Origin of the sequence: Flavobacterium sp. (genome assembly GCF_035299005.1) — a bacterium.
Classification (GTDB): Bacteria; Bacteroidota; Bacteroidia; order Flavobacteriales; family Flavobacteriaceae; genus Flavobacterium.
In genome coordinates this window covers 362,128-375,272 of sequence record NZ_DATGXL010000012.1, presented here as the reverse complement: position 1 = coordinate 375,272, position 13,145 = coordinate 362,128, and the positions used below count along the sequence as shown (strand labels likewise).

At 30.1% G+C, this 13,145-nt stretch carries 12 protein-coding genes; all 12 read left to right on the top strand.

Annotated elements, in window-relative coordinates:
* Positions 1–3: 3 nt before the first annotated feature.
* Genes VK164_RS07600 through VK164_RS07545 form a run of 12 tightly spaced genes read left to right on the top strand, consistent with a single transcriptional unit; the run spans position 4 to position 13,093 of the window.
* The gene (locus VK164_RS07600) at positions 4–987 is read left to right on the top strand and encodes an SDR family oxidoreductase (RefSeq protein WP_414655546.1); all 984 of its coding nucleotides are present in this window, start codon (positions 4–6) and stop codon (positions 985–987) included.
* A 10-nt stretch (positions 988–997) separates the two neighbouring features.
* Entirely contained in the window at positions 998–2,386 is a 1,389-nt protein-coding gene (locus VK164_RS07595) for a UDP-glucose 6-dehydrogenase (RefSeq protein ID WP_324208781.1), read from the top strand.
* Between the two features lie 10 nt (positions 2,387–2,396).
* On the top strand, positions 2,397–3,674 hold the full coding sequence (locus VK164_RS07590) for a nucleotide sugar dehydrogenase (protein ID WP_324208846.1): 1,278 nt from the start codon (positions 2,397–2,399) through the stop codon (positions 3,672–3,674).
* A gap of 31 nt (positions 3,675–3,705) precedes the next feature.
* On the top strand, positions 3,706–4,989 hold the full coding sequence (locus VK164_RS07585; RefSeq protein ID WP_324208780.1) for an O-antigen translocase: 1,284 nt from the start codon (positions 3,706–3,708) through the stop codon (positions 4,987–4,989).
* Complete coding sequence (locus tag VK164_RS07580) at positions 4,973–5,707, top strand: FkbM family methyltransferase (protein ID WP_324208779.1); 735 nt, start codon at positions 4,973–4,975, stop codon at positions 5,705–5,707. The genes VK164_RS07585 and VK164_RS07580 overlap by 17 nt, the downstream gene beginning before the upstream one ends.
* Positions 5,708–5,709: 2 nt before the next feature.
* Entirely contained in the window at positions 5,710–6,231 is a 522-nt protein-coding gene (locus VK164_RS07575; protein ID WP_324208778.1) for a CatB-related O-acetyltransferase, read from the top strand.
* Positions 6,218–7,426, top strand: a complete 1,209-nt coding sequence (locus VK164_RS07570; RefSeq protein WP_324208777.1) for a glycosyltransferase family 4 protein — start codon at positions 6,218–6,220, stop codon at positions 7,424–7,426. Before VK164_RS07575 ends, VK164_RS07570 begins: the two co-directional genes overlap by 14 nt.
* Positions 7,423–8,556 (top strand): glycosyltransferase family 4 protein, encoded by a 1,134-nt coding sequence (locus VK164_RS07565; RefSeq protein WP_324208776.1) that lies wholly within the window; start codon positions 7,423–7,425, stop codon positions 8,554–8,556. Before VK164_RS07570 ends, VK164_RS07565 begins: the two co-directional genes overlap by 4 nt.
* Positions 8,556–9,821: an O-antigen polysaccharide polymerase Wzy gene (gene wzy, locus VK164_RS07560; RefSeq protein WP_324208775.1), complete on the top strand. Its 1,266-nt coding sequence runs from the start codon at positions 8,556–8,558 to the stop codon at positions 9,819–9,821. Before VK164_RS07565 ends, wzy begins: the two co-directional genes overlap by 1 nt.
* The gene (locus VK164_RS07555; RefSeq protein WP_324208774.1) at positions 9,818–10,948 is read left to right on the top strand and encodes a glycosyltransferase; all 1,131 of its coding nucleotides are present in this window, start codon (positions 9,818–9,820) and stop codon (positions 10,946–10,948) included. The genes wzy and VK164_RS07555 overlap by 4 nt, the downstream gene beginning before the upstream one ends.
* Entirely contained in the window at positions 10,932–11,975 is a 1,044-nt protein-coding gene (locus tag VK164_RS07550) for a polysaccharide biosynthesis protein (RefSeq protein ID WP_324208773.1), read from the top strand. Before VK164_RS07555 ends, VK164_RS07550 begins: the two co-directional genes overlap by 17 nt.
* Complete coding sequence (locus VK164_RS07545; RefSeq protein WP_324208772.1) at positions 11,975–13,093, top strand: NAD-dependent epimerase/dehydratase family protein; 1,119 nt, start codon at positions 11,975–11,977, stop codon at positions 13,091–13,093. Before VK164_RS07550 ends, VK164_RS07545 begins: the two co-directional genes overlap by 1 nt.
* Positions 13,094–13,145: the final 52 nt, after the last annotated feature.

Sequence of the window (13,145 nt, the reverse complement as noted above, 5' to 3'; positions counted from 1 at the left end):
CAAATGACAAGAATAGTTGATAAAAAAATATTGATTACTGGTGGAGCGGGTTTTATCGGTTCAAATCTTTGTGATTATTTTTTAAAAAACAATATAGTGGTTTGCTTAGATAATTTCTCAACAGGGCATAGACACAATATTGAGCATTTGTTTTCAAATCCAAATTTCACTTTGATTGAAGGAGATATTAGAAATTTTGAAACTTGTGAAAAAGCAGTTTCTGGAATTGATTTTGTACTTCATGAAGCTGCATTAGGAAGCGTACCACGCTCAATTAATGATCCTATCACTTCAAACGAAGTAAATGTTTCGGGGTTTTTAAATATGTTGACTGCAGCTAGAAATGCAAATGTTAAGCGTTTTATATATGCTGCAAGTTCATCTACCTATGGTGATTCTGAAAAGTTGCCAAAGATTGAAGAAGTTATTGGAAAACCATTATCGCCATATGCTGTTACTAAATATGTAAATGAATTGTATGCAGATGTCTTTAGTAAAACCTACGGAATTCAAACAATAGGATTGCGCTATTTTAATGTTTTTGGAAGAAATCAAGACCCAAATGGTGCTTATGCAGCTGTAATTCCTAAATTTGTAGCCCAATTTTTAAACCACGAAAGCCCAGTTATTAATGGAGATGGAAATTTTTCTCGTGATTTTACATACATAGATAACGTGGTTCAAATGAACGAATTAGCTATGTTGACAGAAAATACGGAAGCTATAAATACAGTTTATAATACTGCTTTCGGTGAGAGAACAACTTTAAATGAATTAGTAAATTCGTTGAAAGATTTTTTATCAGAATTCGATAATGAAATCGCGAATGTTCCCATTATTTATGGAGAAAATAGAGTAGGAGATATTCCACACTCGTTAGCAAGTATTGAGAAAGCAAAAAAACTACTAAATTACCAACCAAAGTTCTCATTGAGAGATGGTTTGAGAGAAGCGGTAAATTGGTATTGGAATAATTTAAAAAAATAAATTTTATACAATGATTACAAATATTTGTTGTATCGGTGCAGGATATGTTGGAGGTCCTACTATGGCTATTATTGCACAAAAATGTCCACATATAAAAGTTACTGTTGTCGACTTAAACGAAAAGAGAATTGCTGCTTGGAATGATGCAGACGTAAATAATATTCCTATATATGAACCAGGACTAAGTGATGTTGTAGCAGCAGCTCGTGGAAGAAATTTGTTTTTTTCTACCGAGGTTGATAAGGCAATTGATGAGGCACAAATGATTTTTATTTCGGTAAATACACCAACTAAAACCTACGGAGTAGGAAAAGGAATGGCTGCTGATTTAAAATATATTGAATTATGTGCACGTCAAATTGCACGTGTATCAAAAAATGATAAAATTGTTGTAGAAAAATCAACATTGCCAGTTAGAACAGCTAGTGCTATTAAAGATATTTTAGATAATACAGGAAATGGAGTTAATTTCCAAATTTTATCTAATCCAGAATTTTTAGCAGAAGGAACGGCAGTTCAAGATTTATTTGCGCCAGACAGAGTTTTAATTGGAGGAGATACAACTCCTGAAGGACAAAAGGCAATCCAACAATTAGTTGATATATATGCAAATTGGGTCCCAAAAGATAAAATTTTAACTACTAATGTTTGGTCTTCTGAATTGTCTAAATTAACTGCAAATGCTTTTTTAGCACAACGTGTGTCTTCAATTAATGCATTGAGTGAATTGTGCGAAAAAACAGGTGCTGAAGTAAATGAAGTAGCAAGAGCAATTGGATTAGATAGTAGAATTGGACCTAAATTTTTAAAAGCTTCTGTTGGTTTTGGAGGATCATGTTTCCAAAAAGACATTTTGAACTTAGTTTATATAGCCAAATCATACGGTTTAAGTGAGGTAGCTGATTATTGGGAACAAGTAATCATTATGAACGATCATCAAAAACGTCGTTTTGCAAAAAATATCATCAAAACATTATACAATACTGTTTCGGGAAAAAAAATAGCTTTCTTAGGTTGGGCATTTAAAAAAGACACCAATGATACTCGTGAATCAGCAGCAATTTATGTGGCAGATGATTTATTAAGTGAGCAAGCAAATATTAGTGTTTATGATCCAAAAGTTGGTTTAGAACAAATTCAATTTGATTTAAACTATTTGGAAACTCGTTCAGTAGCTGAAAATTTAAAAGGTGTTCAAGCAGTAACTAATGCATATGAAGCATGCAATAATGCACATGCTATTGCTATTTTAACAGAATGGGACGAATTTAAAACATATGACTGGCAAAAGATTTATGATAATATGTTAAAGCCTGCATTTGTTTTTGATGGAAGAAATTTACTAAATAAAGCAGAATTAGAAAAAATCGGTTTTGTTTACCAAGCAATTGGTTCATAATAGAGAAATAATGGGTGTAAAAATTGCAGTAATTGGTTTAGGTTATGTAGGGCTTCCGTTAGCAAGATTGTTTGCAACGAAATATCCTGTAATTGGGTTTGATATTAATGAACAACGTATTTCTGAATTAAACAACGGAATTGATTTAACGTTAGAAGTAGAAGAAGATTTATTAAAATCAGTATTGGTTGATAAATCTTCAAATAAAATAGGATTATATTGTTCAAATCAATTAGCAGATATAACTGATTGTAATTATTATATTGTTACAGTTCCAACACCAGTGGACAAACACAATAAGCCCGATTTGACTCCTCTTTATAAAGCAAGTGAAACAGTCGCTAAAGTATTAAAGAAAGGGGATATTGTAATTTATGAATCAACGGTTTACCCTGGTGTTACGGAAGAAGAATGTGTCCCTGTTTTAGAAAAAAAATCGGGATTAAAATTCAATGAAGATTTCTTTGCGGGCTATTCTCCTGAACGAATTAATCCTGGAGACAAAGAACATACTGTTGAAAAAATATTAAAAGTAACTGCTGGTTCTACTCCAGAAATTGGCAAAAAAGTAGATGCTCTATACAATAGCGTTGTAACTGCAGGAACTCATTTAGCACCAACAATCAAAGTAGCAGAAGCAGCAAAAGTGATCGAAAATTCACAACGTGATATTAATATTGCATTTGTAAATGAATTGGCGAAAATTTTCAATATTCTTGAAATAGATACTAAAGCTGTATTAGAAGCCGCTGGGACAAAATGGAATTTTCTTCCTTTTAAGCCAGGTTTGGTTGGTGGGCATTGTATTGGGGTTGATCCGTATTATTTGGCTCAAAAAGCATTAGAGGCAGGTTATCATCCCGAAATTATTTTAGCAGGCCGCCGTATGAATGATAGTATGGGAGAATATGTTGCTTCACAAGTAGTGAAGTTAATGATTAAAAAAGAAATTGTTTTGCATGAAGCGGAATTATTGCTTTTAGGCGTTACTTTTAAAGAAAACTGCCCAGATGTTCGTAATACTAAAATTGTTGATATTGTTCATGCATTAAAAGAATATGGAATCAATATTACTATTTATGATCCTTGGGCAAAACCAGAAGAAGTAAAGCATGAATATGGAATAGAAACTACTCAGGTTTTACCAAATTCTAAGTTTGATGCTGTTATTTTAGGTGTAGCACATAAAGAGTTTGCTGCCTTAGATTTAAAATTATTGACTAAAGATTCAAATGTAATTTACGATGTTAAAGGCTTTTTATCAGATGTAGTAGACGGAAGATTATAGTTTTTCATTTTAATAAAATCCCCCAAATCTATTGAAAGAAAAAATAAAATCTCTTTTAAATTCTCAGCTCGTACAAGTATCTTCTTTTACGTCAATTTCAACATTGATAAAAATAGGAACTACTTTTATTTCGGCTAAAGTTTTGGCAGTTTTTACTGGTCCAGCAGGAATTGCCATGTTAGGACAATTGACAAATTTCATTACAATCTTAATACAAGTTTCTACTGGCGCAACAGGAACAGGAATTGTGAAACTCACAGGCCAATATAAAGAAGACAAACCGCAACTCAAAAAAGTTATTGATACTTCGTTTACATTAAATATCTTATTTTCGGGTTTAATATTGTTGCTAATTTTTTTATTTCAAAATCAACTTACACTTTTTGTTTTTAATGATTTAAAATATAAATGGTTGTTATATTTTGTCGCTATTGGAACTCCTTTAATTGCAATAAATAATTTTATTTTATCTGTAATTAGTGGATTGCATCAATTTAAAAAATATGTTACTATCAATATATGTTCAAGTATATTAAGCGTAATTCTGACAGTAGGGTTAGTTTATTTTTACACTATAGATGGTGCACTTTTGGCATATATCTTGACACAAACACTAATCTTTTTTGTGAGTTTATTTTATAGTAAAACCATTCAGTGGAAAGAAACAATTTCTTTTGCAATAGATATATCGATTACAAAAAAGCTATCTCATTTTTCACTTTATGTTATTGTAAGCGCATTTTGTTTTCCTTTTGCACAAATCTTAGTAAGAAATTTAATAATCGACACTTTAGGAATCGATTCTGCTGGAATTTGGGAAGGAACAAATCGTATTTCAAGTATGTATTTGTTGTTGATTGCAAGTGCAATTGGAGTTTATTTTTTCCCAAAAATTAGCAATTTAAAAACTATTCAAGAAGTTAGTAAAGAACTAAATTTTGCATTCAAAATATTTGTTGGAGCAACTCTCTTTGCCGGATTTTTACTTATAGTATTAAAAAGCTTTATAACTCCATTAGTCCTTTCAAAATCTTTTTTACCAATAAATGATATTTTATACATTCAAGTAATTGGAGATATTTTTTTAATAGCTAAAATGTTACTTTCTATGGTTCTATTAAGCAGAGACAAAACGAAAGTAATGGTGTTTTTTGAAATTATTTTTACTGCGATTTATATTGTATCTAATTATATTTTGGTTTCAAGTTTTCCAGATTTAGCAAATATTATTTGGGCTTATCCAATTTATACATTTTTATATTTCCTAACTTTGTTTTTAACCTACAAGAAAATAGTAAATGTTGTTGAAAATTAAAGCGTTAATCGCAAAAATATTTGTAAATGATTTTACTGGAAAAGTAATAGCTTCATTGTTTTCTAGCAAAATTCCATTTCATAATTTGACAATTGATATTTCTAATCCTGTAATTAGAAAAAGAATTGCAGCAGCACTATATTTTAAAACTTATGAAACTGCTGAGGTTCGATTCATATTAAAATATTTGCAAAATTTTGATGGGAATATTGTGGAATTTGGAGCAAGTATTGGCGTGGTTTCTTCCACGTTAGCAAAAATAAATCCAAAAGCAAAATTGTTTTCTTTTGAAGCAGATTCTCGATTTATTCCTATTATTATTAACAATTTTAAAATTAATAAGATTGATAATGCCAATTGCTTTAACGAAATCATAGGTGCTTCGGGTTATGAATTTATTCCAGGTGAAGACAATACTATGGGCAAAATTTCCAAAAGTGATATAGTCTCAAACAACATGAATTCGCTATCTGCTATTTTAGAAAAATATAAAATTCAAGATTATATTTTGGTTTCTGATATTGAAGGAGCCGAATATTTTGTTTTAAATGAAAATGAAGCTGTTTTTAAAAATTGTTCAATGCTAATTATGGAACTACATCCTATTCAAATTGATGATAAATTAATTTCGGTTGAAGATTTAAAAGTAAGAATTCAGGAGATAGGTTATTCAATTATTGAGCAATACGGTTCAAATGTTGTAGCTAAAAGAAACTAATAATGAAATTAATTAAATCAATAATATCTGATGTTTTATCTTTTTTCGAAAGGATAATTTCTTATTGTTTTTGGAATTTTAAAGGAGTAAGAATTACAATTTCTTGTCAAGTTTCAAGAAAAGCTATTATTGAAAAAGGTTGTGTTTTTTCTGGACATACAATCATTACTGAAAACGCTAAAATTGGCGCTTTTACTTATGGCTATAATGTAAATATTAATAATGCAATTATAGGTAGTTATTGTTCATTAGCACCAGATGTTAAAATAGGTTTAGATGAACATCCATTAGATAAAGCATCAACACATCCACATTTTTATCCTAAAATGGAACAAAAAAAAGCAGTTATTGGAAATCATGTTTGGATAGGTGCAAATGCAATTGTTTTATCTGGAGTAATAATTGAAAATCATTGTGTTATTGCTGCTGGAGCTGTTGTTACTAAAAATGTAAATGAACATGAAATTGTAGGTGGTGTTCCTGCAAAAATCATTGGAAACAGAGATAAAAATGCAACAAAATAAATACATCGTTGTTCATGCGGGTAAACGAGATGATTACCAAGTGGCTTTAGCATTACATGAAGCAAATATGTTGTATTGTTTAGTTACCGAAGCTTATTTTCCATTGGACAAAAAGTGGTTTGATATTTTGGCTGATTTCTTAGGTATTCGTTCAAAATTCTTTAGAAGATATAAAGAAGGTTTGCCTTCATCAAAAGTTTGTATTCCTTGGGAAGCTCATTTTTATGAGATGTTGTTTTTATGGACTAAAAATATTTTATTTGATAGTAAAAAAGGGTATGCTTTAGGCAAACATGCAAGAAAATTAAGCCAAAAATATAATATTCCAATAATAGCTGTAAACACTTGTGCGGCTGATGCTTTTAAAGGAAATTTGATTCAACCAAAAATTCTATTCCAATTTCATCCACAAGCTGATTTTGTTAAAGAATTATTTTTAGAAGAAATTAAATTCAATCCAAAAGCAGAAAAAACATTATTACAAGAATATGAGTTTTCACTTTCAGCAGCACAATTACAACTTCTTTCGAGCGAGGTGAAATTAGCAACAGATTTTCTTTGTGCGAGCTCATTAACTAAAAAATCATTGACTTTCAAAGGTGTTTCTGAAGATAAAATTAAAGTAATTCCTTATGGAGTTGATACAACTAAATTTACTTTTTCGGAAAGAAAACATTCAGAGATTTTTAAAGTGATTTTTATCGGAAGTTTGAACCAACGAAAAGGTATTACTTATTTGTTAGATGCTTTAGCGCAATTACAAAACATTGAGTTAACCATTGTAACTCGAGGAATTTATGATGAAATGCTTATTCAAAATTATAATTTTCCAATACATGTCGTAGTCGATGTGCCACATGAAAAATTACAAGACAAATTGCACCAAGCGCATTGTTTTGTTTTACCTTCAATTTTGGAAGGATTTGGCCAAGTGATTCTTGAAGCTATGGCAACTGGAATTCCAGTAATTGCAACAGAGAATACAGCCGCTGTTGATATTATTGAAACTGGAAAAGAAGGTTTTGTAATACCAACTAGAAATGTTCAAGCAATAAAAGAAAGTATAGAAAAATTACAAAAAGATTTTTCTTTAGTGCAAACAATGGGAAAAGCTGCGCACGAAAAAGCTAAAATATATACTTGGCAAAAGTTTAGATCTGATTTAGTAACTCATATTCAATCACTTTCTAAATGAAGTTACTAGTTATTACCAATATTCCAACACCTTATCGCATTGCATTTTTTAATGTATTGCAACAACAACTATTGTTTCAAAACGGGAAATTAAAAGTATTATATTGTGCTGAAAATGAACCTGATCGTCATTGGGAAATTGATTTTTCTGATCAACAATTTGAGTATGAAATTCTCAAAGGTTTTCATGCAACTATTGGAGGTTTATTTCTCCATTTTAATCCGTCGATTTTAAAGAAAACTGCAGCATTTAATCCAGATTATATTTTATACGCAGGTTCTTGGAATATGCCAACAGTAGTTTTTAGTTTACTTTTCAATTCGGTCTTCAATACAAAATACAAGAAAATTTTTTGGAGCGAAGGCCATGATGGAAGTATTTTGCATAAATCAGGAATTGTGCCAACCATTAGAAAATTTATTCAGAATAAATTTGATGCTTTTGCGGTTCCAAATCAAAGAAGTGAATCGTATTTGTTTACAAATTTACGTTTGAATGAAAAACCAATTTTGATTTTGCCCAACACAGTTGATGGTAATTTTTTTACAAAACCACAATCTTGGAATATAGAGAATTCAAAAGAAGTTAAATCAGAATTTAATATTCCAAACAATTCAAAAATTATCATTCAAGTCTCACAAATTGAAGACAGAAAAGGTGTTGTTGAGCTTGTTTCTTATTGGCAAAAATTGCAACAGAAAGAAAATTATCATTTAGTTTTAGTTGGAGAAGGTTCATTAAAAAATAAATTAATAGCAGAAAATCAATCTGATAACATTCATTTCTTGGGAAATCAAACCAAAGAAAATGTTCGAAAGTTATTATTTGCTTCAGATGTTTTTGTATTATTAACTAAAAATGACCCAAATCCATTGACTCTTATTGAAGCCAGTTTTGCGAAATTACCTATTCTAACCACAAAATTTGCTGGAAATTGCGATGAAATTGTGGTTGGAGAAAATGGTGTTGTTTTGCAGGAAATTAGTTTTGCTACCTTTGAAAATGCTTTCCAAAAAATGAAACAATTTTCATCAAGTAAAAGTGGCGAAATTTCTTTTCAAAATGTAAAACAAAATTTTGATAGTGAGCAAGTTGCTCGTAATTTTATGAAACAATTAAATAACGCTTAATGAGTATTTATTTAGACATAGTTTTAGTCGCTTTTCTCTTTATCTATTTAGTAAAAGAGAAGCAACTGAATATTCTAAATTCGTCATTAATTTACTTATTTATTCACGTTTTTTTTGTTACATTGAGAGGAGTTCAAATCTTTTTCTTGGATGCAAAAATCATCTCAAATAAGTGGTATTCAACTTATATTACTGTTGGTGAAATTGATAAAGCAATATTTTTAGCCGATATTTCATTAGTTGCTTTTTTTATAGGTTTCAATTTTTTTACTGATGGTTTTAGAAAAAAGGGTGCTTTGTTAATAAAAAAATTTCACAACTATAAAGAATCAAGACAACGTTGGATTGACTATTATTTAATTGCTGTTTTTGTGGCAGGAATAATTGGAATTGTAACCTATCGTTCAATTGCTGACAGAGATGTTGATACCGAAGAATTTTCAACATTTTCAAACTTTTTGACTAGTTTAGGGATTATTTCAGCAATTGTTTTATTGTATGAAAAGGGATTTAAAAAGGTATATATAGCTTATTTCTTCTTATTAATTGTCTTTTATTCTCTTCAAGGAGAAAATAGATTTAGAGTAGTATTGGCATTATTATTCGTGTTAATGTATTACTTGAAAACACTGAATCTTAGAATGCCACCTTGGAAATACTACATTCTTGGATTTGTGTTTATTTTATTCAGTTTTCCATTAAAAGAAGTGGGTAAAAATTTTCAAGAAACAGGAAAAATAGATGTTTCAGAAGTGGTTAGAGATTCATTCGAAGAGTTTTCAGAAGGTGAATCGGGTGATATGTCGTTTATAGAGCAAAGCGCTGGTATGGTTGGTGCTATGGAATTAAAAAACAAGATTTTTTATGGAAGTACTTATCAACCTATTTTCTTTTTCTTTGTGCCGAGAAGTATGTGGGCAGAAAAACCTGCCTTGAACGAATGGCAACATCAAATTTCAATTTCTGGACGTGATTTTGGTGAAATGGGACAAATTTCATTAATTAGTGGTGAATCGTATGCTAATTTTAGATATTTTGGTGTTTTTATAGTTTCATTTTTAATTGGTAGATGGTATTCTTATTTGTACAATAAATATTCAAATTTGCCAGCCAAACACAAAGGGTTTTTATTGCTTTTACTGTTCAATATGGTCTTATTTCAAGTGTGGAGAGATGGAATGATTTCATTAATATTATTTCCATTTTTGAACTACTTACCGATTATGATTTTATATTTTATTAAGAAACCAATTCCTGTAAAATGAAAATACTAATCAATTGTTCAAATTTGCGCGTTGGCGGTGGTTTGCAAGTTGCTCATTCTTTTTTATATGAAATTAAAAGAAATATTGAACACCATTTTTTGGTGGTGTTGTCAGAGAATTTGCAACCGCAAATCAATAAAGATGATTTTGGTCAAAACTTTCAATTTGTAAATTATAGTGTCAAGCCATCTGTTACAAAAACGGTTTTTGGTAGAGACAAACAATTAGACGATTTTGAACATATATTTCAACCAGAAGTTGTTTTTTCTGTTTTTGGTCCTACGTATTGGCGCCCAAAAGCAAAACATATTTGTGGATTTGCTAAGCCAGATTATATTTACAAAGATTCTCCTTATTTTAAACAAATTTCGTTTTTTCAAAAATTGAAATTAAATGCAATGGAGTTTTTTCATATGTTGGATTTTAAAAAGAATAACGATTTGTTGATCACAGAAAATCCAGATGTGACTCGAATTCTTGCCCAAAAAGTGCCTCAAAAAGTAGTAACGGTTACTAATTTTTATAACCAAATTTTCGAAAATGAATCGCTTTGGGACAAATCAATTCTAATAGATGAATCGAAGGAGACCATAAAATTGTTAACAATTTCGGCAAATTATCCGCATAAAAATTTAGCGATTATTAAAAAAGTAATTCCAGTTTTAAAAAAGCAATTTCCAGCGTTTCAATTTAAGTTTTTTCTAACCATTGATAGAAGTGAATTCGGAATTTCAGAAACAGATTCTTTAAACCAAAATATAGAGTTTTTAGGAAAAGTAACAATAAATCAATGTCCAAACCTATATTCTCAATGTGATTTCTTATTTTTACCGACATTGTTAGAATGTTTTTCAGCATCGTATTGTGAGGCAATGTTTATGCAAAAACCAATTTTAACATCAGATTTATCATTTGCGAAAGGAATTTGCGGAAAAGCAGCAGAATATTTTAATCCAATGGATGAAAATGATGTGGCAAATACAATTTATGAATTAGCTATAAATAATGAGTTACAAAATAAAATAAAAAAATACGGAATCCCCCAATTAAAAACATTTGACTCGTCCCAAATTAGAGCCAAAAAATATATAGAACTAATCACATCAAAAGATGCAATTAAAAGATAAAATATTATTGATTACTGGAGGAACTGGTTCTTTCGGGAATGCAGTTTTGCACAAATTTTTACCTACAGAACACTTCAAAGAAATCCGAATTTTAAGTCGCGATGAGAAAAAGCAAGATGATTTACGAAAAAAAGTAAATAATCCTAAAGTGAAATTTTATATTGGTGACGTTCGTGATATAAATAGTATTGACGCAGCCGTTAAGGGTGTTGATTATGTTTTTCATGCTGCTGCTTTAAAACAAGTCCCTTCTTGTGAATTTTTTCCAATGGAAGCCGTAAAAACAAATATCATTGGAACTGATAATGTATTAACAATTGCCGAAAAATACGAAGTTAAAAAAGTAGTTGTACTCAGTACAGATAAAGCCGCTTATCCAATCAATGCTATGGGAATGTCTAAGGCTATGATGGAAAAAGTGATGGTTGCTAAATCTCGTAATTTAGATGATACCAAAACCATTTTTTGTGGTACACGCTATGGAAATGTAATGGCTTCGCGTGGCTCGGTAATTCCTTTGTTTGTAGAACAAATTAAAGCAGGAAAAGCAATTACTATCACCGATCCAAATATGACACGTTTCATGATGACGTTAGAAGATGCGGTTGATTTGGTTTTATATGCTTTTGAAAACGGAAAGCAAGGCGATTTATTCGTACAAAAATCACCAGCTTGTACAATTGAAGTCTTGGCTAAAGCCTTAAATTCGTTATATAAATCTGAAGCAGAAATTAAAATCATTGGTACACGTCATGGTGAGAAAGTCTATGAAACATTAGTCAATAGAGAAGATATGATTAAAGCTGAAGATTGTGGAAACTATTATAGAATTCCAGCTGATAATCGTAATTTGAATTATGAGCAATATTTTTCTGAAGGAAAGGTTAAATTAGCTGATTTAGAAGAATATCATTCGCATAATACCGAAATTTTAGATGTAGAAGGCATGAAACAGTTGTTGTTGCAATTGCCTTTAATCAGAAAAGATGTTTTAGGAGAAAACATGAATCAATATTTTGATTTATAATGATTAGAATAGGTATCACAGGTCAAGATGGTTTCGTTGGTAAACATTTATACAATACATTAGGTTTATTTCCTAATGAATTTTTGCATGTCGAATTTCAACGTAATTTTTTTCAGAAGGATAATGAATTAGATCATTTTGTTTCTCAATGTGATGTGATTGTGCATTTAGCGGCCATAAATCGCCATGAAAGCCAGGAAGTTATTTATGAAACGAATATAAATTTGGTTCAAAAATTAGTAGCTTCTTTAGAAAGAACGAACTCAAAACCTCATGTTTTACTTTCTTCTTCAAGTCAGGAAGAACGTGATAATTTATACGGAAAATCAAAAAAAGAAGGAAGAGAATTAGTTGCAAATTGGGCAGAAAAGAATCAAGCTATTTTTACAGGTTTGGTTATTCCAAATGTTTTTGGACCTTTCGGAAAACCTTTTTATAATTCAGTTGTAGCTACATTTTGTCATCAAGTTTCACATAATGAAACTCCAAGAATTGATATTGATACTGATTTAAAATTGATTTATGTTGGTGAATTGGTACAAGAAATCATTAACCAAATTAGAGCAAAAAATAATCAGCCAAAACTTGAAGTTCAACACACATCGGAAAAGAAAGTTTCTGAAATTTTAGCTTTATTACAGCATTATAAATCGGAATATGAAGATAAAGGAAGCATTCCAACATTAGCATCAACATTTGAATTAAACTTATTCAATACCTATCGATGTTATATGGATATTGCGAATCATTTTCCAGTGAAATTGATGCAACATACAGATGATAGAGGAAGTTTTGTAGAAATTATCAGGTTAGAAGTTGGTGGACAAGTTTCTTTTTCAACAACCAAACCAAATATTACAAGAGGTAATCATTTTCATACTCGGAAAATTGAACGTTTTGCAGTAATCAAAGGGAAAGCCCTAATTCAATTACGAAAAATCGGAACAGATGAAGTACTAAATTTCGAATTAAATGGTGATGAACCAGCTTATGTTGATATGCCTATTTGGTACACACATAATATTAAAAACATTGGAGATGATATTTTATATACCAACTTTTGGATAAATGAATTTTTCAATCCAAATGATACAGATACCTATTTTGAAGTGGTTTAATTAGATAAGATACAAGTAAAAAGTAAAAGAATCAAGTGAAAAGAGCAAGTAC